This window comes from Saccharothrix texasensis (assembly GCF_003752005.1).
Classification (GTDB): Bacteria; Actinomycetota; Actinomycetes; order Mycobacteriales; family Pseudonocardiaceae; genus Actinosynnema; species Actinosynnema texasense.
Genome location: NZ_RJKM01000001.1, coordinates 4164245 through 4184033, shown reverse-complemented (window position 1 = coordinate 4184033; position 19789 = coordinate 4164245). Strand labels below are relative to the sequence as shown.

The following is a 19789-nucleotide window of genomic DNA, read 5'->3' as shown; positions in this document are numbered from 1 at the left end:
ACGGCACTGGTTGACGTGGTGGTTTCCTGTGTGCGCTGGTCAGCGCACTTGTTGAACAGCACTGGCAGTGTCGGGGTCGGGGGTTCGAGTCCCCTCAGCCGCACAATCGAGCACGACATGCGAAACGCCCGCCGGCCTGCGTTGACGCAGGTGGCGGGTGATTGTGCTTCTGTCCACTATGAGTCGAGCCTGCCGATACCGGCCGTTGTGCGTCGAAGCGGTGTGGTGACCGTGGAGCTGCCGGTAGCGCCGGCGGTCGCCGGCGGGGTGTTCGCGGTGATCGGCATGGCGATCAGCCTCTGTGGTTCGTGTTCTCGGATGTGCCCAGAGCGGTGGGCGTGTGCCGTCGGCCGGCGCGCCGGGGTTTCCAGCGCACCGGCCGGTCGGCTCTTACTCCTTGGCGCACAGGGCCTTGTCGAAGAAGGTGAGGACTTCACCCCGGCCGACTTCGTCGTTCGTGACGGCGACGGTGACCGCCCGTCCTTCGGGGGTGATCGCGGTGCGGGTCTGGAAGCCGTCGGCGTCGCCGCCGTGCCCGTACGCGGTGATGCCGCAGCTCAGCTTCATCTCGATGGTGCCCAGGCCGTACCGCCACCCCTCGGGGAAGCCGGGCGCACTCACGGTCTGACGCATCTCCGCCAGCCGGTTGGGCTTGAGGAGCCGACCGCCCTGCAGGGCGACGAGGAACTTGTTCACGTCGCTCGGAGTGGCGATCATCTGTCCCGCGGCACCGGCGATCGACGGGTCGAACCGGGTGATGTCGACCAGGTCGCCGGTCGGCTTGCCCGCGTCGTCCCTGGCCGGCAGGTAGCCCTGGGGGTGCGGGGAACGGATGTCGCGGTCGCCCGGACCCGGGTAGTAGGTCTCCTTCAAACCGATCGGGTTGATGATCCGCTCGGTGACGACCTCGGCGAACGGTCGTCCCGCCACCTTCTGCGCCACCAGGCCCAGCAGCACGTACCCGGCGTTGCTGTACCCCCACGCCCTGTCCTGCCCCGGGCCGTAGGTCGGCGCCTGCGTCAACGCGGCGTCGAGCAACTCCCGGGCGTCGAAGTACCGGTCCTTGATCGGCAGGATCCCGCGGGGCATGAGGGGCATCTCGGTGGTCATCCCGCTGGTGTGGTTCAGCAGCTGCCTGACCGTGATCGTCCTGCCGTCGACCGCCGCACCGGCGCCGGTGCCCCGCACCACACCCGGCAGGAACTTCTCCACCGTGTCGTCCAGCGCGAGCTTGCCCTCGTCGGCCAACTGGAGGATCGCCACGGCGGTGAACATCTTCGTGCTGCTGGCGATCCGCACGTAGCCGTCCGTCGGCACCTTCGACCGCGTCCGGAGGTCACCGACCCCGGCGGTGTAGTTCGTCACCCGCCCGTCCCGGTTCCGCACGGACATCAGCGCCCCGGGCAGCGACCCGTCGGCGACCAGCGCCTCCAGGTCCGCCTGCAACGCCTTGTCGTGCGCCGGCCTCGACCTGCCGTCCGCCGCGCCCGCCGACGCCACGTTCGTCACGGCGAGTCCGGCGACCGCCACCGCCGCCACCGCCGCGACGACCGCGCGACGTCGACGACCTGGGCGTTTTTCGGTCGGACGGCTGAAATCCTTCGACAAGGGACACTCCCCACTGGACGTTTTGCACTGACTCGCACAGTGTTGCGACCGCCACGGCGCGCTACGAGCCCGCTCACTGCACACCTCTGGTACAGCTGGCACTACCCCGGACACGCGTTCGCCTGACAGGCGCAGGCTCCGCCCTCTTGCTCGGGCTTCAGTTCGCGCACAGCGCGGTGTCGAGGAGCGCGGCCCGGTCCGCGGCAACGGACTCGTCCTTCACCGATCCGTTGAGCGAGGTCACCACGATGGTGGCCGCGCGACCGTCGTCGGTGGCCGCGTCGACGGTCGAGTAGCCCGGGATGTCGCCACCGTGGCCCCAGGCGACGCCTCCGCAGCTCAACGGTGTGCTGAACACGCCGAGCCCGTACCCCAGGTCCGACCCCGGGCGGGTCGGGATGGTGGTGCGCAGCTGCGCGAGCTGGGCCGGCTTGAGCAGCTTCCCGTCGAGCAGCGCGCGCAGGAAGGTGTTGAGGTCGTCCGGCGTGGAGATCAGGTGGCCGGCGGCCCAACCCCAACTCGGGTCCATCCGCGTGAAGTCGAGCAGCTCGTCGGTCGCCGGGTCGCGCTGGTAACCCCTGGGGTGCCGACCGCGGATCTCCTCCTCGCCGACCCCCGGCGCGTACGTGTCGCGAAGACCGGCCCGCTGGATGACCCGGGTGGTGACCAGCTCGTCGAACGGGCGTCCGGTCACCCGCTGGGCGATCAGGCCGGCCAGGAGGTAGTTCGTGTTGCTGTAGGACCAACCGCTGCCGGCGGCACGCGCGTCATCTCTGGCGTTCGCCAGGTCGAGCAGTGCGCGGGGTTCGAGGTAGACGTGCTGGTACGGGAGGAAGTCGCCTGCGGACTTGAACATCGAGTCGGTGTAGTCGGGCAGGCCGCTGTCGTGCTGGAGCAACTGGCGGACCGTGATCCGGGTGGCGTCGATGCCCTTGCCCCGCACCAGACCCGGCAGGTACGTCTCGATCGGGGCGTCGAGCTCCACCCGGCCCTCGCCGACGAGCTGCAGCACGACGACGGAGGCGAACATCTTGCTCGCGCTGCCGATCCGGACCCTGCCGTTCGTCGGCACCTCGCCACCGGTCCGCAGGTCGCCGACCCCGGCCGTGTAGTGGCGGGTCCGGCCGTGCCGGTCCCGGACGGCGGCCAGCGCACCGGGGTGCCGGTCGACACCGACGAGCCTGTCCATGCCCTGCTGGATCACGCCACGGGGCGCGGTGTGGGCGGCGGGGATCGGGCCGGCGAACGTGAAAGCGCCCGCGGCGACCGCTACCGCCGCCGTCATGGCGGCCACACGGCGATACCGGGAGGACGAAGTTCGATCTCTCTGGAAAGAAGACACCAACAAGGCAGACAACTCCTGGGTTCGGCAGACGCCGGTCCTGCGACGACCGGTCGGACCCAGGCTGGTCACCTCCGCCCGCGCGGACAATCCAGCCCGCTGGACAACCGGAGTAGTGGTGGCACCCCCCGGGCCCAGGCCGCTCTGTTGCGGCGGCTCTGGACGTGACGCGTAGGTCGGCTCGGGTCCACTGCGGGGTTGTGCCGGTTGGATAAGGTTCGGCCGGGGAGGTGGCATGGCACGGGTGCGCAAGCGCCTGCGGGCGTCGTTCGACGTCGTCGCGCGCCTGGTCGGCGGCTTCGGCACGGCGTTGCTCGCAGTGGCCGTCTTCCTCTGGCTCGGCGTGGTCGCGCTGCTCAGCTGCGTCGGTGTGGGCGTTCTCCTGCTGCCCGCGGCCCTGCGCGCGCTGCGGGTGGCCGCGAACCGGGAACGGGCCCGGCTCGACGTGCTCACCCCCGGCCCGGTGCCGCGTCAGGTGGTCGCCGCGCTGCGTGACGTGACCGTGCGGCGTGAGCTGGCCTGGCTGCCGCTGCACGCCACGGTCGGCCTGGCGGCCGGGTTCCTCGGTCTCGCGATGCCGGCCACGGCGCTGCAGAACGCGACGTACCCGTTCTGGTACCACCTGCTGCCGCCGGAGGACAACACCCCCAGCTTCATCTCCTGGGCGGTCACCGACCTCACCGGCGCGCTGGCCGTGGCGCTGACCGGCGTGTTCTGCGCCGTCTTCATCGTCGTGCTCGGGCCGGCGCTGGTCCGGGCGCAGGAGCGGCCGGGCCGACACCTGCTGGCACCTCCCGCGGGCACCGACCTCTCGCTGCGGGTCGCCGAGCTGACCGCCACCCGCGCCGCCGCCCTCGACGCGCACGCCGCCGAGCTGCGCCGCATCGAACGGTCGCTGCACGACGGCACGCAGAACCGGCTCGTCGCGGTGACCGTGCTGCTCGGCGCCGCGCGGCGGGCCGTGGACCGGGACCCGGCCGCCGCCGTCGCGGTGCTCGACCGCGCCCAGGACGCCGCCGAGCAGGCGCTCGCCGAGCTGCGCGCGGTGGTCCGCGGCATCCTGCCCCCGGTGCTGGCCGACCGCGGGCTCGCCGACGCCCTGGCCGGCCTCGCCGGCGACTGCGGCGTGCCGTGCGAGGTGGTGGTGGACGTGCCGGGCCGGTGCGCGGCCTCGGTCGAGGCCACCGCGTACTTCGTGGTGGCCGAGGCGCTCTCCAACGTGGCCAAGCACAGCGGCGCGGCCAGTGCCGCGGTGGCGGTGGGCCGGGAGGGCGATCGGCTGCTGCTGCGGATCGGCGACGACGGCCGCGGTGGCGCGGACGAACGCGGCGGGTCGGGCCTGTCCGGCATCCGCCGACGGGTCGAGGCGTACGACGGGCGCTTCACCCTGGACAGCCCGCCCGGCGGGCCCACGACGATGCGGGTGGAGCTGCCGTGCGGATCGTGATCGCGGAGGACGACCCGCTGCTGCGGGAGGGGTTGGCGCTGCTGCTGCGGGCCGAGTCGCTCGACGTGGTGGCCACCACCGACACGCCGGGATCGTTCCTGGAGGCAGTGGCAGAGCACGAGCCGGACGTCGCCATCGTCGACGTGCGCATGCCGCCCACCCACACCGACGAGGGGATCGTGGCCGCCGTCGAGGCGCGACGCCGTCGGCCCGGCCTGGCGGTGCTCGTGCTCTCGGCGTACGTGGAGCAGGCGTTCGCCACCGAACTGCTCGCCGCGGGCGCCGACCGGCTCGGCTACCTGCTGAAGGAGCGGGTGGGACGGGTCGAGGAGTTCCTGACCGCGCTGCACCGGGTGGCGGGCGGTGGCACCGCCGTGGACCCCGAGGTGGTGGGCCAGCTGCTGGCCCGCAACCCGCACACCAGTGCGCTGGGCCGGTTGAGCCCTCGGGAACGCGACGTGCTCGCGCTCATGGCGGAAGGACTCGGCAACACCGCCATCGCCGAGCGGCTCGTCATCACCGAAGGCGGGGTGCACAAGCACATCCGCAGCATCTTCGCGAAGCTCGACCTCGCACCGGACGACCGGGCGGACCGGCGCGTCACCGCGGTCCTGCGCTACCTCAAGGGCAGCGGACCGAAGTAAACGCCGCCGGGTCGGTCCTGCCGGGCATCACCGTGCCGCGCTTGGGCGGGCAGAACGACGGTGGTGACTTCGTCCGCGGGCGGCGTTGCGGGGCGTCGGCCACCTCAAGGGGTGTCAGAGGCGTGTCAGGACGGTGGCTGGGTGGTGTCAGGGCGGCAGGTGATCTTAGGGACGTGGTCAGGCCGGCGAATGCGGTTGGTCCTGGCGGAATCGTCCCCGACGGGGGGACGGTCGACGAAGTCGAGGAGATTGCCATGCGGAAGTTCGAGACGCCCGCCCCGATCGCCGCCGTTCTGGACGTCCCCGCCGGGCGGGTTCGGGTTGTCGCGGCCGAGCGGGACGACACCGTGGTCGAGGTTCAGGCGGTGGACGGGGCGAAGAGGCGCGATGTGAAGGCGGCCGAACAGGTCGCGGTCGAGTTCGGGGATGGTGTCCTGCGGGTGGTGGCTCCGGTGAAGAACCAGTACTTCGGTCCTTCCGGGGCGGTCGACGTGACGATCCACCTGCCCGCCGGGTCGCGGGTGGAGGCGAAGGTGGCCGGTGCGGAAGTTCAGGCCACCGGGCGGCTCGGCGACGTCGACATCGTCGGTGCGCACGGGTTGGTGGCGCTCGACGAGGTCGCCGGCGCCCGGCTGGCCCTGCTCGCCGGCGACGTCACCGTCGGCCACTTGGCCGGACCTGCCGAGATCAGCACCGGCAAGGGCGACATCCGCATCACCGAGGCGGTGGCCGGTGCGGTGGTCCTGCGCACCGAGGCCGGTGACGTGACGGTCGGCGCCGCGGGGTCGGCTTCCCTGGACGCCGGCACGTCCTACGGCCGCATCCACAACGCGCTCAAGAACACCGAAGGCGCCGGCGCCCGGCTCGCCATCCAGGCGACCACCACCTACGGCGACATCACGGCCCGCAGCTTGTGAGTCGCCCCTCACCGGTCGGTTCGGCGGCGGGCCGCGTCGTCCAGGAGGGTTCCGACGGTCCGGCGAGCGGGGCTCGGGGTGGCCGGCGCGGTGTCCTGGCGGAAGCGGCGCTGCAAGTGCAGCCGCAGTCGGGTGGTCTCGCCCAGGACGACTCGTTCGACGATCCGGTCCTTCTCGGCGGACGGCAGGGCCTTCACCCAAGCGGTCAGGGCGGCCGGGGTGGTGGCCGGTTCGGTGAGCGGTGGGCTGGTCAGGGCGGCGGTCGCGAGCAGGTCGTCGTCCAGGCGCAGGAAGTCGGCGAGGGCGCGCTGGGACGCGGTGAGGGTGGTCAACCCGGGTGGGACCGGTGGCTCGAGGTCGTCGTCGGCCTCGCGGCCGAAGGCGTCCTCGTCACGTTCCCAGGTGCCGTAGGCGGCGAGCCACGCCAGGTAGAGCGGCCGGAGGTCGCCGGTGGCCAGTTCGGCGCGGACGCCGACGATCGTCGGCAGCAACGTCTCGGCGTCCTCGTCGAAGTCGAACTCGCCCGAGTGGTCCTCGTTGACGAAGTCGAGCACGGTGGACCCGGCCGCGGTCCAGGCGGTCACCTGGTCGTCCACGCAGTGCTCGTCGACGACCTCGGGATCGAGCAGGTCGCTCGGCAGGCGGAACATCACGCGACGCGTGCCCCAGTTCGTCACGTGCAGGTGAGCGTCGTAGTAGCGCTCCATCCACGAGTCCGCGTCGCCCTTGAAGTCGCCCCAGTGGTACTCGTTGACGAAGCTGGTGGCGGTGATCGTCGCCCGGGTGGAGGCGGCTCGGACCTCGGCCTGCTCGTCACCGTCCAGTGGCCGGTCGATCGCCAGGAACTCGTAGTACTGGTACTCGCTCACTGCCCGTCCAGTCGCTCGGTGGGCCGGAGCGGTGGGCCGTCCGGCGGCGTGCGAGGTGAAGGTAGCGGTTGCGCGGTGCGGGATGTGGCAATGCCGGGACGTGCGGAACCGGGCGCGTCAGCTTGCCGGTGTGATCTTTCTCCGGGTTGTCCGCGCCGCGCTCATCTTCCTCGGGACCGGCGCCGCGGCCTTCGGCACCATCATGATCGCGGTCGACGCGCGGATGACCTGCAAGACGGACTCGGCCACCTACGCCGGACCGGGACGTGGGCAGCCCGGCGCCTGGTGAGGGGTTCGAGCGTCGTGGCCGGCTGAGCGGTTCGCCACCACCTGAAGAACACGAAGCACGAGCAGTTCCTCGAAGAGTCCAAGTGCCGACCTGACGGCAGCCCTCCCACGGGCCGCCACCGACCGCCTCCGCCCCGCCGGGCGCCACCCAGCGGGGCGGAGTGCTGTGTTTGTCCACTTTTTGGCCCGTCCGGGTCTTATTGCCCACTTTTTTGTCTGTTTTTCGCGCTCGACTGCTGCATATCATCTGCCGCGTGTCCGGCTACAAGTTCGATTTGTTCATCAGTTACGCCCGTCGCGGCAGTGTTCAGAAATGGCTGCTGAACCACTTCCACCAGAAGCTCCTGGAGTGCTTGGCCGACCAGTTGGCGCCCACGCCGACGGTGTACGTCGACCGGACGATGTCCCGTGCCGTGCACTGGCCGTCCAGTCTGCAGCACGCCTTGCGGCACAGCAAGATCATGATCCAGTTGCTGACACCGCACTACTTCCAGTCGAGGTGGTGCAGAGCCGAGTGGTACAGCATGCTGGAAAGGGAGAAAGTGCTGGGAATAGCCAACCCGGGTCAGCCGATGGGGCTGATCTACCCCATTCTCTACTCGGATTCGGACAACTTCCCGCCGGAAGGGAAGGAGCGGTCCTGGCAGAACTTCAAGGAATTCGCGAACCCGGACCCGCCCTACCAGGAGACCCGCGAGTTCATCCACTTCCACCGCGAGGTCAACCGGGTCGCCGCCGACCTCGTCGAGCTGCTGCACCAGGTGCCGCCCTGGCGGGACGACTGGCCGGACGTGGACCCGCCCGATCCCGTGCTCCCCCCGCCGGTTCCGCTGCCGAGGTTCTGATGACGACCGGGACCGTCATCACGTTCTACTCCTACAAGGGCGGTGTGGGTCGGAGCTTCACGCTGGCCAACGTGGCCGTGCTGCTGGCCCGCTGGGGCTACCGGGTGCTCGCCGTCGACTGGGACCTGGAAGCACCTGGCCTGCACCACTACTTCAGGTCGGTGATGTCCGAGGAACCCGAGGGCGGCGTGATCGACCTCGCCCACGACTTCCTCGCGGGAGCGACGGAGCCCCGTCCGCACGCCGTCCGGATCGATGTCGAGGGCAACACGCTCGCGCTGCTGGCCGCGGGCCGGGACGACGGCTCCTACCTGGAGCGGATGCAGCGGATCGACTGGGAAGACCTCTACCGACGCGGGTTCGCCGACTTCCTGGAGAGCTGCCGGGAGCAGTGGATCGAGGACTACGACTTCGTGCTGATCGACAGCCGCACCGGCATCTCCGACATCGCCGGGATCTGCACGGCGCAGCTGCCCGACCGGCTCGCCGTCCTGTTCACCGCCAACGAGCAGAACCTCAAAGACGTGGTGGACGTCGTGCACCGCGCCGACGACGCCCGCGACCGCCTGCCCTACGACCGGCCTCGACACCTCGTGCTGCCGATCCTGTCGCGGTTGGACAACCGGGTGGAGTACGAGCAGGCGGAGAAGTGGCAGCGCCGGTGCGCCGAGGTCGTCGCGCCGCTGTTCGGCAACTGGCTGGTCAAGGGCATGTCGGAAGACCTCGCGCTGCGGCACTTCACGGTTCCCTACGTCTCCCACTGGAGCTTCGGCGAGCAGCTGTGCGTGCTGCAGGAGGCCATCCCATCGGCGGGCCAGGTCTCGTTCGCGCTGGAGACGGTGGCGGCCGTGCTCGCGCAGCAGTTCGACCGCACCGACCTGCTCGCCGACAACCGGGACGCCTACGTGGCGTCGGCGCGCGACCGCCGCCAGGACTTCGACCTGGACCTGCTGGTGTCCAGCCCGCGGTCCACGCTGGACGTGGCGGACCGGTTGGTCGACGAGCTGCGCGGCCTCGGGGTGAAGGCCGCCCGGTCGTCGTCCGGTGACCTGGAGATCCTCGACCGGACCAGCGGCCTCGCCGAACACCTGTGCCTCGTCGTGGACGGCACCTTGAGCCGGTGGCAGGTCACCGAGGTCGAGCGCTTCCTGCGGCACACGATCGGCCCGGACGGTGGTCAGCGGCGGCTGTTCTGCGTGCTGACCGACGACACCGACCCCGCCAACCTGCCCGGCTTCCTGCGCAACCTGCGGTACCTGAGGTTCGAGCCCGGTGTGGCGCGGGAACTGCACGACCTCATCACCGGCACGCCCGTCGGTGAGGGCGACCGGGACCGGGAAGCGCTGCGGAACGCGGCGTCCGCGCTGCGCGCCGTCCCGGACCGGCTGCCGTCCGTCGGGCGGTTGTCGCTGGTCGAGCAGACCGTGCACGACATGTCGACTGCCCTCGACAACGGAGACCTGGCGGCGCTGCGGCACTTCTCCGTCGACCTCGGCGTGCTGTCCAAGCCGCACGCGGACGACGGTCAGGCCATCGCGTCCCAAGGCCTCCTGGCCGACATCACCACCCTCCTGGACCGGATCGATCGTCGGATCGACGCGTCCACCGACTGAAAGGCGGCACCATGCCGGAGAAGTTCGGGAACGACGAACGAGCAGCGCTCATCATGCTCATGCTGGCGGACCGGGACGTGCCCAACGTGGAGCTCGACCGCGAGCTCAAGGTGAGGCTGGGGAAGGACGGTCGCGATCGGTTGAACGACCTCGGCCTCCTCCGGTCGTGGACGGAGAAGCGCCGGATCTGGCACCGGATCACCGACGAGGGGATCTCCTGGTGCATGGACGACCTCGCCGCGGGCGATCCGCCGTCCAAGTCGGGTCCGCTGTCGCGGGCGCACTTCACGGTGTTGAAGCGCTTCATCCAGTACCACAAGAGGCGGGGCACCCTGGCGGAGGTGATCCGCTCCGGCGCTGACCTGGAGTCGGTGATCCGGGCCGCCTACCTGGCCCTGTCGGTCAAGCCGCAGGACTGGGTCCGCCTGGCCAAGCTGCGTCCCGAGCTCAACGGCGCGGACAAGGAAGAGGTCGACGCGGTCCTGTTGGGGATGTTCAAGGCCGGTGAGGTCCACTTGGTGCCCGAGTCGAACCGCAAGGTGCTGACCGAGGTCGACCACGCCGCGGCCATCCGCATCGGCAGCGAGGACAAGCACCTCATGGCGATCGAGGAATCATGACGGAGCGGCAACGCGAGGCGCTGGCCGCTCTCCGCTTCAACTCCGCCGAGACGCCGAACGACGTCTGGCAGACCTCGCCCTCGCACGTCGAAGGTCTGCACGTCAACGCGGAGCGCCGCATCAGGGCTGGTATCGCGGACGCCAAGGCGAGCACCGCTTCCAGCCCGATCGGCTTGGTGCTCCAAGGTCAGAAGGGCGCCGGCAAGACCCACATGCTGGGCTCGGTCCGGCGCATCGTGCAGGGGCAGGGAGGCTACTTCTTCCTGGTCGAGCTGACCACGGCCGCGGACTTCTGGAACGACGTCGCCGATGCGATGCGCAGGGATCTCCGCCGGACCACAGATGATGGCGAACTCCAGCTCACGGTTCTCCTCCGCCAGTTGTGCGAGCGGGCCGGTGTGCCCGGTGTGACCGCGGGGCCGATCATGGGCGACGCGCCGCTCACCCCCGAGGACCTGCGCCGGTTCCTCCACCACCTGCAAGGGCTGGACAGCCAGGTCGTGGTCGAGTGCGGTGACACGATCCGCGCGTTGGTGCTCTACGCGTCCGAGCACTTCGACATCGGCCTGGCCCACCTCCGGGGCGGTGAGGACATCGGCGACGAACGCCGCTACTGGGGACTCCAGGGCAAGCTGAAGTCACCGCGTGCGCTGGTGCGGGAGATATCGCACATCCTCGCCCTGACCGGCCCGAGCGTCGTCGCGGTCGACCAGCTGGACACGTTGATCAACCTCAGCCTGGACCACACCGGTGAGGGTGGGACGAGTACCGAGCTGGCCCAGGAACTCGCGCTGGTGTCCGACGGGTTGATGCAACTGCGCGAGACGACCAGGCGGACGCTGTCCATCGTGGCGTGCCTGCCCCACACGTGGTCGCAATTGCGCAAGATCGCGAGTGACACGGTCACCGACCGGTTCACCCCGACCCCGTTCCTGAACTCGATCCTCGACGCGCGCATCGGGAAGGAGCTGGTGAGTCGCTGGCTCGGCGTGATCTACCAGCGCATCGAGTTCACCCCGCCCCACCCGACCTGGCCGGTGTCACCGGACGCGTTCGGTGACGCGTGGGTGCCCGAGACACCCCGGCAGATGCTCCAGCGCATCCACTCGCACGCCGAGTCCTGCCTGTACGGCGACATCCGGGAGCTGGGGTCGTTCACCGAGGTGTCGATCGAGCCGCCCCCGCCGGCCGAGGACGACGGGACGGAGCCGGCCTACTTCCAGGAGCTCGACACCCGGTTCGAGCGGTTGCGGGAGAAGGCGGAGATCACGGCGGCCGGGTTGAAGCAGCACAACGAGGACGAGGTGATGCCGGGGTTGTTGCTGGCCGGGTTGAAGTCGTGGATCAACGAGGTCGGCAACGACGACATGGAGTGGCAGGCCGAGCAGCTCCACGGCGGCGGCGACCTGCACGCCCGGTTGCGCCGCACCCTGAACGAGGACCTCGACACCGACGAGCGGTGGGGGTTCCGGCTCATCGCCAGTGGTCACGGGCGTTCCGTGCTGAACCGGATGCGGAAGGTGCGGGACGCGGCGCGGTTGGGGGTGCAGAACCGGCACCTGGTGCTGCTCCGCAACGGCGACGGGGGATGGGCCGGCAAGGTGACCAGGACCGAGGTCGCCGGGTTGGAGCAGGCCGGTGGTCGGTGGGTGGAGATCTCGGACGACGACCTGCGCACGTTCAGCGCGTTGAGGGAGATGCTGTCCTCGCAGACGCACCAACTGCTGTCCTGGCTGGTGGCGCGGAAACCGGCCAGCCGGTCGACGTTCCTGCGGGAGGTGCTGCCCGGGTCGGAGAGGTCCGGGTCCGACCGGTCCGCGGCAGGCCACCAGGAGACCCGGCCCCCGCCGGTCGGGGAACCGGAACCGCGGCAGGTCGCGGCGCCGCGTGAGCCGCTGTCGCCGACGGAGCTGGTGCTCGGCATGGACGGCGCGATCCGGATCGAGCTGGAATCGCTGCGCAAGCACGCCATCGTCTTCGCGGGTTCCGGCAGCGGCAAGACCGTGCTGCTGCGGCGGATCGTCGAGGAGTGCGCCCTGCGGGGGGTGTCGGCGATCGTGCTGGACCCGAACAACGACCTGGCGCGGCTCGGTGACGCGTGGCCCGTGCCGCCCGACGACTGGCTGCCGGGTGACGCGGACGCCGCCGCCGAGTACTTCGAGAACACCGAGGTGGTGGTGTGGACGCCCGGTCGCACCAGTGGCCGGCCGCTCAGCTTCCACCCGCTGCCGGACTTCGCCGAGGTGCGCGGGGACGTGGACGAGTTCGCCGCCTCGGTCGAGGCGGCGCTGGCCCGGCTGGTGCCGCACGCCAAGGCGGGCGGCGACTCGAAGTCGGCCGCCCGCAGCCGGGCGGTGCTGAAAGAGGCGTTGACGCACTACGCCCGCTCGGACGGCCGGGACCTGTCGGCGTTCATCGACGTGCTGGACGACCTGCCGGAAGGGGTGAGCAAGCTCAGCACGGCCCGTGCGACGGCGGCGGACCTGGCGGAGACGTTGCGCGCCGCGATGGTCAACGACCCGCTGCTCGGCGGCACGGGCGAGCCGACGGACCCGGCCGTGCTGCTCACCCCGACGCCGGGCAAGCGGGCGCGGATCTCGGTGATCAGCTTCATCGGGTTGCCGTCGGAGGAGCAGCGGCAGGGGTTCGTCAGCCAGCTCCAGCTGGAGGTCTTCGCCTGGATCAAGCGGAACCCGGCGGTGGACCGGCCCCTCGGCGGCCTGGTCGTGATGGACGAGGCGCAGACGATCGCGCCGTCGACCGGGCAGACGGCGAGCACGCGGACCACGATCCTGCTGGCCTCGCAGGCCCGCAAGTACGGGTTGGGGCTGCTGCTCGCCACCCAGGCGCCGAAGGGCGTGCACAACCAGGTCGTCGGCAACGCGACGACGCAGTTCTTCGGCAGGCTCAACAGCCCGACGCAGGTCGCGGCGGCGAACGAGATGGCCAGGGCCAAGGGCAGCTCGGTCGGCGACATCTCGCGGTTGGGCCGCGGGCGGTTCTACGTCACGGCGGAGGACTTCGGGTTCCGCCTGATGCGCACGCCGCTGTGCCTGAGCCACCACCCGCCGAGCCCGCTGCGGCTGGAAGAGGTGCTCGACCGGGCACGCGAAGAACGGGACTGACCCCGGCACGACGAGACGCGCTCCCCGCCCGCGAAGGGTGGGGAGCGCGTCTCGTCGCGCGGTCAGCCGACGGTGGAGGCGAGCACCTCGTCGAGCCGCTGCCAGAGCGCGGTGAACAGCTCCTCCCGGCGGTAGGCGCGGGTCGAGCCGCTGCCGCCGAGCACCGAGAAGTCGTGCACTTCGAGCACGGCCGCGCCCACGCCGGTGTCGTAGACCGGGCGCGCCCAGCCGTTGGTGAGCGCGGCGACCCCGTCCTGCCTGCCGACCACGAAGTTCACCGTCTCGTCACCGCCGATCCCGCCGCGCTGGATGTCGAGCGCGTACACGGTGTCACCGGCCCGTTCCACCCGCACGGCGATCCGCGTCTCGCCGACGTGCGCGGTGCCGACGAGCCCGCGCCGCTCCAGCCCCGGCAACGCGGCGGCGAACTGCGCGCCCAGGTAGCGCAACGTCGCGTCCTGCTCGGCGTAGCGGCTGAAGGTGGCGGGCACGACCGGCTCCGCGACGACCTCCTCGTCCTGCGGGGCGACCCCCTTGACCCTGGCGACGACCTCGCTGACCGGCGCGCGTTCCCGACCGACGGCCTCGGCCGCCTCGATCCGGGCGGTCAGCGCCTCGGTGAGCCGGTCCGCCGCCGTGCCGCGCACGTAGGCGACGTGCGGGTGCAGCAGGTCCGGCGGCACGGCCACGTCGCCGAGCAGCACCGGCAGCACGTGCTCGTCACCGGCCTTGACCGCGCGCAGCGCGGCCGTGGTGAAGTCGTCCACCTCCGACACGAACGGGACGAAGAACCGCACCCGCGCGTCCGGCAGGTCGCCGCCCTCCTTGCGCGCCCACCACTCGTGCGTCTGCTCGGGCCCGTGCAGCACGGTCAGCCCGCGCTGCTGGAACGCCTCCACCACCTCCTCTACGGCGGAGCGCTGCTCCTCGGCGAACGACACGGCGACGTCGTACTCGCTCACGACCGAACCTCCCTGTCCGACCGGCCCGGCGGCCGGTTGTCCTGATCTGCGGGCACAGCATCCGCACCGGATGTCGACCAGAAGTGGACGAGGAGTGGATGCCTGCCGTCGCCCGTTGCCCGCGCCGTCGGGAAACGGGCAACACCTGGCCACCCGCAGTACGTCGGTGAATCATTGTTGGTGAGGGCGAGAGAGTTCGAATAAATGCCCCTCAAGATTGTTCACCGATTCCTGTGGAGGATTCGCCATGTCTGAAAACACGTCCAAGTTCGTGACCGGGGCCGGTTTGTCGCTGGCCGTGCTGGGCGCCGTGATCGCGGTGTTCGCGTCGGGTGGCGGCGCGTCCGCCTCGTCGTTCGAGGAGTGCCCGCCGCCGGTGACCACCACGCTCACCGTCGGGCCCGACGGCAACCCGTGGTACGGCTGACCGCAGGAATGCGCCCGGCCGGCCGCGGAATTCCCGTGGCCGGCCGGGCGATTGCGCCGGACCGGGCGCGGTGGTGTACTCGGACGTCAGCCGTACCAGGAGGCTCAGGTGACCGGATCATTTGGTGAATTACTCCGCGAATGCCGCGTGGCCGCGGGTCTGTCCATAGGGCAGTTGGCCAAGCGCGTGCACTACAGCAAAGGCCACCTCAGCAAGGTCGAGAACGACCTGAAGGCGCCGCACGACACCATGGCGCGGCTGTGCGACAGCGTGCTCGACGCGGGCGGCAGCCTCATCGAGGCGGCCCGCGCGGCACGGGACCAGGCGGTCGAGCGGGCCGCCGGCGCCGGGCTCGCGCTCGACCGCCGCCAGGTGCTGGTCGCCGGCACGGGCACGGTGCTCGGCATGGCGCTCGCGGGCGGCCCGCGGCCCGCGGCGGACGAGCGGGTGGTGGCGGGGATGCGGACCTCGTTCGAGCACCTGCGTTCCCTGGGCATGCAGACGAGCCCCGTCGTGGTCCTCGAACCGCTGGTCGCCCTGCTGCGGACGGTGCACGCGCTCGCGCACGAGAACGCCGAGCCGGTCCGGTCCCGGCTGCTGCTGCTCGCCGCGCGCATCGCCGAGTACACGGGGTGGATGAACCAGGAAGCGGGCGACGAGCGGGGCGCGCTGGCGTGGACCCGGCACGCCTCCGAGCTGGCGCGGGCGGGCGGCGACCGGGAGATCGTGAGCTACGCGCTCGTCCGGGAGGCCGGGCTCGCGCTCTACCGGCAGGACTCGGCCGAGACCATCGGGCTCGCCCAGCAGGCGCAGGTCGTCGACCGGGCGAGCGCCCGGACCCGGGGTCTGGCCGCGCGCCGGGAGGCGCAGGGTCACGCCCTGGCCGGCGACCTCGGCGCCTTCGACCGCGCGATGGACCGCGCCGCCCACCTCCTCGACCGGTCCACCGCGGACACGGGGGCGTACCCGGTGCTCGGCTCGACCGCGCCGGACCCGGCGGAACTCGCCAAGGGCTGGTCGCTGTGCGACCTCGGCCGGACCGCGGACTCGGCGACCGTGCTGGAGCGGGAACTGCTCCGGCTGCCCGCCACGTCCCGCCGGTCACGGGCCAGGTTCGGCACCCGGCGCTCGCTCGCCCTCGCGCTCGCCGGTGAGGTGGACCAGAGCTGCGTGACGCTGGCCGGCACGCTGGACGACGTGGCGCACGTCGACTCGGCGACCGTGCGGGCGGACCTGCGGGAGCTGTCCCGGACGTTGGGCCGGTGGCACAACCACGGCGCGGTCCGGGAGGTGTACCCCGAGCTGCGGCGCGTGCTGCGGCAGCGGTTCTGACCGCGTCCGGCGGGTCGCGGTGGCAGGCGACCCGCCGGACGCGGCGCGGCTCAGCGGCACGCGCAGGTCAGGCCCGCGTGCTCGGCCCGGACCTCGTCCGCCTCCGGCTGGCCGAGCGCGACGAACTCCGCCTCCGCCGCGTCCCAGTGCTCGGCGGCCTTGGTGTGCTGCCCCAACGCGTGCAGCGCCCGGGCGACGCCGTGGTGGGCGCGGGCGCCGTGCCCGCGGTTCCCGGCTCCCGCCGCCAGGTCCAGCGCCGCGCGGTAGGCGTGCAGCGCGCCCGACCGGTCGCCGCCCGCCTGCGCGGTCGCGGCCCGGTCCAGGAAGAGCCGGGTGCGCAGGTCGGTGTTGGCCACGTCGGCCGCCGCCGCCCTGGCCCGCTCGTGGTAGTGCACCGCTTCGGCCACCCGGCCCCGTGACCGGTGCACGTTGGCGGTGTAGTTCAGCGCGTAGGCCGCCAGGCAGTCGTCACCCAGCTCGACGGCCAGGTCGTGCGCCTCCAGGTGGGCGTCGAGGGCCTCGTCCGCCAACCCCAGCCGCTGCTGCACCGTGCCCAGGTTGTTCAACGCGTGCGCCAGCCCTTGGCGGTGGTCGACCGCGCGCAGGAGCGGCACGGCGGCCCGGTGCCGGCGCAGCGCGAGGTCCAGCTCGCCGCGTTCCTCGCCCAGCACGCCGAGCATGCTCAAGGCGTGCGCCTGGCCGCGCCGGTCACCGCACCGCTCGAACTTCTCCAGCGCGGCCTCGAAGTGCCCGATCGCCTCGGTGTGCCGGCCGAGCTGCATCTGGGAGATCGCGAGCATGCTCAACGCGTCCGCCTCGCCGAGCTCGTCGCCGAGCCCCCGCCACACCGGCAGCGCGCGGGTGGCCAGCTCCGACGCCTCCTCCAACCGCCCGAGCCGGTCGTAGGCGGTGGCCAGCCGCAGCAGCACGTGGGCGCGGCCGTGCTCCTCCTCCGGCACGGCGCGCACGGTCGCCCAGGCCAGCTCCATCGTCTCGACCCAGTCCTCGAACCGGCTCGTGGTGTGGAAGTGGCGCCAGATCAGCACCGCCAGCCGCCACACGTGGCCGGGCAGCTCCCGTTCGGCGGCCCAGCGGATGGCGGCGACCAGGTTGTCCCGCTCGGCCGCGATCCAGGCCGTCGCCTGCCGCTGGTCGTCGAACGAGGGCACCACCCAGCTGGTGCGGTGCACGGCGGGCAGGTGGGCGCGGTCGAACGGGTAGGCCGCGCCCACCGCTCCGGCCAGGCCGACCAGGTAGAAGTCGAGCAGCCGCAGCAGGGCGTCCACGCGTTCGGTGGGCGTGGTCGGCGACGGCTCGGCGGCGGCGAACTCCTTGAGCGGGTCCAGCATCCGGTAGCGCTCCGGCGCGACCTCCTCCAGCAGGCACACCTCGTGCAGGTCGTCGAGCACCGCGCGGACACCGGGGACGTCACGGGCCGCCAGCGCCGCCGCGCCCGCCACGTCCAGGTCCGGCCCCGGCAGGTGGCCGAACAGCCGGAACAGCTCCCGCTGCGCCGCGTCGAGCTGCTGGTAGGACACCCGCACCGCGGCGCCGTCCGCGCCGTCGCCGGTCGCGGGCCACGGCCCGCTGTCCTCCAACTGCCGCAGCAGGTGCTCCAACGGCCACCGGTCGTGCCGGCGGAACAGCGCGGCGGCCAGCCGGATCTGCATCGGCATGTACCCGCACCGCTTGACCACTCCGGCGACCTCCGCCGACCGGCCGCGCAGCCGCAGCGGCCCGGCCAACGCGCGGAACAGCGCGAACGCGTCCTCGGGCGGCAGTTCGAGCAGCCGCAGGTGCGCGCCGGTGTCCGGCTCGCCCACCCGCCTGCTGGTCACGATCGCGAAGCAGCCCGACTCCTCCGGCAGCAGCGACCGCACCTGCTCCGGCGAGTGCGCGTTGTCCAGCACCACCAACGTCCGCGTGCCGTACAGCTCCGTCTGGTACAGGGTGAACTTCCGGTTCACCGACGCCGGGATCTGCTCGAGCGGTACGCCCAGCTCGCCCAGGAGCTGGTCGAGCGCGTCCGACACCGTCATCGGGGACACGTTCGGCGTGTACCCGTTGAGCCGCACCAGCAGCTGCCCGTCCGGGAACCGGTGCCGCAGCCGGTGCGCCGCCTCCACGGCCAGGCCGGTCTTGCCCACGCCGGGCGCCCCGCCCACCCACACCGCGCGCCGCTCACCCGGAGTCGCCGCGGCCGCCTCGACCACCGCCAGCTCCGCGTCCCGACCGGTGAACCCGCCCTCCCGCGACGGCAGCGAGCTGGTCGGCTCGCCGCGTTCCGCGCGGGCGGCGAGCTTGCGCAGCTGCGGCCCCGGCTCCCAGCCCTGCTCGGCCAGCGCCGCCTCGGTGGCGTGGAAGACCCGGCCCGCCTCGGTCCGGTCGCCGTTGGCGATCAACGCCCGCATCAGCAGCGCGGCGTGCTTCTGCCGGGCCGGGTCGGTGCGCACCACCGGCCGCAGCCGGTCGCGCACCGACCGGTGGTCGCCCGCGTCCAGCTCCAGCTCGGCCAGGTCGCCGACCGCGTCGTAGTAGCTGTCGTCGGGCGACATCACCTCCGTGCCGCCGATCCGGTCGTGGTCGATGTCCTCCAGGAACCGGCCACGCCACAGGTCGACCGCGGCGCGTAACAGCGCGATCGCCAGGCGCGGGTCGTCCGCCCGCGCCGCCTCCGCCTCCGCGCGCAGCCGGTCGAACCGGACGGTGTCGAGCTGGTCGTCGTCGACCCGCAGCAGGTAGCCGGTCGGCGTCGTCTCGATCACCACGTCCGTGCCCTGTAACGCCTTGCGCAGCTTGTTGATGTAGCCGCGCACGAGGTTGCGGCGCTCGGGGTTGCCGCCCCACACGATCTCGGTCAGCTTCTCGGTGGACACCGGTCTGTTCGCGTGCAGCAGGAGCACCACGAGCACGAACCGCTGCTGCTGGTCGCCCAACGGCAGCCGAGCACTCCCGTGCCACGCCTCCAACGGACCAAGCATCCGAAATTCCACGCCGCCTCCTGGTTCGCGAGCTCGATGTCTACGACGCATGTCGTCCGAACGGCCGGATGTGTGTCGGCATCCGCCTCGGGTCCACCGCCGGTAGACAAGCACCCGGCACGCTCCGGCCCGTCCGCAAAGTTGTGGGTTGGAGGAGACGCATGGGATCCGATGTGCTGCCCTGCTACGTGGTGTGCGACGTGTCGCCCTCGATGACCGACCACCTCGGCGAGGTGAACGCGGGGTTGCGGGAGTTCCGGGGCGCGGTGCACGCCGACCCGTCGGCGGCGGCGCTGACCAGGGTCTGCGTGGTCGGGTTCGCCGCTGTGGCCACCGTGCTGCAACCGCTGCGGCCGGCGGCGGAGCTGACGGAGCTGAGCGCGTCCAGACCCCGGGCGGGGACCAACTTCGGTCCCGCGTTCGCGTTGTTGCGCGAGACCATCTCGCACGACGTCCGCGCCCTGAAGGCACGTCGCCTGCGGGTGTGCCGCCCGGTCGTGTTCTTCACCTCCGACGGCCGGCCGACCGACCCGGCGACCTGGCCGGACGCGTTCGCCGCGCTGGCCGACCCCGCCTGGCCGGCCCGCCCGACCGTGGTCGCCTACGGCCTCGGCGCGGTCGACCGCGGCACGCTCGACCGCATCGGCACGTTCCGCGTCTTCCTCGGGCAGGACGGCATCCGCCTGGGCACCGCGCTGGCGGTGTCGGTGACCGGGACGGCCCGGCACGCGGACCGCGTCTAGGCCATCCACGATGTGTCCACCTCCGG

General features: G+C 71.8%; 16 protein-coding genes. 11 read left to right on the top strand and 5 right to left on the bottom strand.

Going from position 1 to position 19789, the window contains the following annotated elements; genetic code table 11:
* Positions 1-390: 390 nt before the first annotated feature.
* Together EDD40_RS17590 and EDD40_RS17585 are read right to left on the bottom strand one after the other, a co-directional pair.
* The gene (locus tag EDD40_RS17590; RefSeq protein ID WP_211348196.1) at positions 391-1530 is read right to left on the bottom strand and encodes a serine hydrolase domain-containing protein; all 1140 of its coding nucleotides are present in this window, start codon (positions 1528-1530) and stop codon (positions 391-393) included.
* A gap of 235 nt (positions 1531-1765) precedes the next feature.
* A complete protein-coding gene (locus EDD40_RS17585) occupies positions 1766-2893 on the bottom strand; it encodes a serine hydrolase domain-containing protein (RefSeq protein ID WP_123748094.1) in 1128 nt (375 codons plus the stop codon).
* Between the two features lie 292 nt (positions 2894-3185).
* Here EDD40_RS17585 and EDD40_RS17580 point away from each other — a divergent pair, with 292 nt between their 5' ends.
* The 3 genes from EDD40_RS17580 to EDD40_RS17570 all read left to right on the top strand — a co-directional run bounded on the left by EDD40_RS17580 (position 3186) and on the right by EDD40_RS17570 (position 5958).
* Positions 3186-4397 carry a sensor histidine kinase gene (locus EDD40_RS17580; RefSeq protein WP_123743884.1) on the top strand — a complete coding sequence of 404 codons (1212 nt, stop codon included), beginning with the start codon at positions 3186-3188 and terminating at the stop codon, positions 4395-4397.
* Positions 4385-5041, top strand: coding sequence for a response regulator (locus EDD40_RS17575; RefSeq protein WP_123743883.1), 657 nt, complete (start codon positions 4385-4387; stop codon positions 5039-5041). The genes EDD40_RS17580 and EDD40_RS17575 overlap by 13 nt, the downstream gene beginning before the upstream one ends.
* Before the next feature lie 254 nt (positions 5042-5295).
* Positions 5296-5958, top strand: a complete 663-nt coding sequence (locus EDD40_RS17570; protein WP_123743882.1) for a DUF4097 family beta strand repeat-containing protein — start codon at positions 5296-5298, stop codon at positions 5956-5958.
* A gap of 8 nt (positions 5959-5966) precedes the next feature.
* Here EDD40_RS17570 and EDD40_RS17565 read toward each other — a convergent pair whose 3' ends face one another.
* The gene (locus EDD40_RS17565) at positions 5967-6827 is read right to left on the bottom strand and encodes a hypothetical protein (protein ID WP_211348195.1); all 861 of its coding nucleotides are present in this window, start codon (positions 6825-6827) and stop codon (positions 5967-5969) included.
* A gap of 130 nt (positions 6828-6957) precedes the next feature.
* Between EDD40_RS17565 and EDD40_RS41755 the strand changes: the two genes are divergently transcribed.
* From EDD40_RS41755 to EDD40_RS17545, 5 genes are all read left to right on the top strand, one after another.
* Positions 6958-7116 carry a hypothetical protein gene (locus EDD40_RS41755; RefSeq protein WP_170185119.1) on the top strand — a complete coding sequence of 53 codons (159 nt, stop codon included), beginning with the start codon at positions 6958-6960 and terminating at the stop codon, positions 7114-7116.
* Positions 7117-7369: 253 nt separating this feature from the next.
* Positions 7370-7960 (top strand): TIR domain-containing protein, encoded by a 591-nt coding sequence (locus tag EDD40_RS17560; protein ID WP_123748092.1) that lies wholly within the window; start codon positions 7370-7372, stop codon positions 7958-7960.
* Positions 7960-9573 (top strand): tyrosine-protein kinase family protein, encoded by a 1614-nt coding sequence (locus EDD40_RS17555; protein ID WP_246037714.1) that lies wholly within the window; start codon positions 7960-7962, stop codon positions 9571-9573. Before EDD40_RS17560 ends, EDD40_RS17555 begins: the two co-directional genes overlap by 1 nt.
* 11 nt (positions 9574-9584) lie before the next feature.
* Positions 9585-10193: a hypothetical protein gene (locus EDD40_RS17550; RefSeq protein ID WP_123743881.1), complete on the top strand. Its 609-nt coding sequence runs from the start codon at positions 9585-9587 to the stop codon at positions 10191-10193.
* Positions 10190-13318: an ATP-binding protein gene (locus tag EDD40_RS17545; RefSeq protein WP_123743880.1), complete on the top strand. Its 3129-nt coding sequence runs from the start codon at positions 10190-10192 to the stop codon at positions 13316-13318. Before EDD40_RS17550 ends, EDD40_RS17545 begins: the two co-directional genes overlap by 4 nt.
* Before the next feature lie 62 nt (positions 13319-13380).
* Here EDD40_RS17545 and EDD40_RS17540 read toward each other — a convergent pair whose 3' ends face one another.
* Positions 13381-14280 (bottom strand): TIR domain-containing protein, encoded by a 900-nt coding sequence (locus EDD40_RS17540; protein ID WP_123743879.1) that lies wholly within the window; start codon positions 14278-14280, stop codon positions 13381-13383.
* A 247-nt stretch (positions 14281-14527) separates the two neighbouring features.
* Here EDD40_RS17540 and EDD40_RS17535 point away from each other — a divergent pair, with 247 nt between their 5' ends.
* On the top strand, positions 14528-14707 hold the full coding sequence (locus tag EDD40_RS17535; RefSeq protein ID WP_123743878.1) for a hypothetical protein: 180 nt from the start codon (positions 14528-14530) through the stop codon (positions 14705-14707).
* A 108-nt stretch (positions 14708-14815) separates the two neighbouring features.
* Positions 14816-16039, top strand: coding sequence for a helix-turn-helix domain-containing protein (locus tag EDD40_RS17530; RefSeq protein WP_123743877.1), 1224 nt, complete (start codon positions 14816-14818; stop codon positions 16037-16039).
* A 50-nt stretch (positions 16040-16089) separates the two neighbouring features.
* Here EDD40_RS17530 and EDD40_RS17525 read toward each other — a convergent pair whose 3' ends face one another.
* The gene (locus EDD40_RS17525) at positions 16090-19020 is read right to left on the bottom strand and encodes an AfsR/SARP family transcriptional regulator (protein ID WP_123743876.1); all 2931 of its coding nucleotides are present in this window, start codon (positions 19018-19020) and stop codon (positions 16090-16092) included.
* 161 nt (positions 19021-19181) lie between these two features.
* Between EDD40_RS17525 and EDD40_RS17520 the strand changes: the two genes are divergently transcribed.
* Complete coding sequence (locus EDD40_RS17520) at positions 19182-19763, top strand: vWA domain-containing protein (protein ID WP_123743875.1); 582 nt, start codon at positions 19182-19184, stop codon at positions 19761-19763.
* Positions 19764-19789 lie beyond the last annotated feature (26 nt).

Bases quoted from the DNA above. Each gene is read 5' to 3' on its own strand.
- EDD40_RS17520 (WP_123743875.1), top strand. From the start codon at position 19,182: ATGGGATCCGATGTGCTGCCCTGCTACGTGGTGTGCGACGTGTCGCCC.
- EDD40_RS17585 (WP_123748094.1), bottom strand. From the start codon at position 2,893: ATGACGGCGGCGGTAGCGGTCGCCGCGGGCGCTTTCACGTTCGCCGGC.
- EDD40_RS17545 (WP_123743880.1), top strand. From the start codon at position 10,190: ATGACGGAGCGGCAACGCGAGGCGCTGGCCGCTCTCCGCTTCAACTCC.
- EDD40_RS17555 (WP_246037714.1), top strand. From the start codon at position 7,960: ATGACGACCGGGACCGTCATCACGTTCTACTCCTACAAGGGCGGTGTG.
- EDD40_RS17535 (WP_123743878.1), top strand. From the start codon at position 14,528: ATGTCTGAAAACACGTCCAAGTTCGTGACCGGGGCCGGTTTGTCGCTG.
- EDD40_RS17570 (WP_123743882.1), top strand. From the start codon at position 5,296: ATGCGGAAGTTCGAGACGCCCGCCCCGATCGCCGCCGTTCTGGACGTC.
- EDD40_RS17550 (WP_123743881.1), top strand. From the start codon at position 9,585: ATGCCGGAGAAGTTCGGGAACGACGAACGAGCAGCGCTCATCATGCTC.
- EDD40_RS17525 (WP_123743876.1), bottom strand. From the start codon at position 19,020: ATGCTTGGTCCGTTGGAGGCGTGGCACGGGAGTGCTCGGCTGCCGTTG.
- EDD40_RS17580 (WP_123743884.1), top strand. From the start codon at position 3,186: ATGGCACGGGTGCGCAAGCGCCTGCGGGCGTCGTTCGACGTCGTCGCG.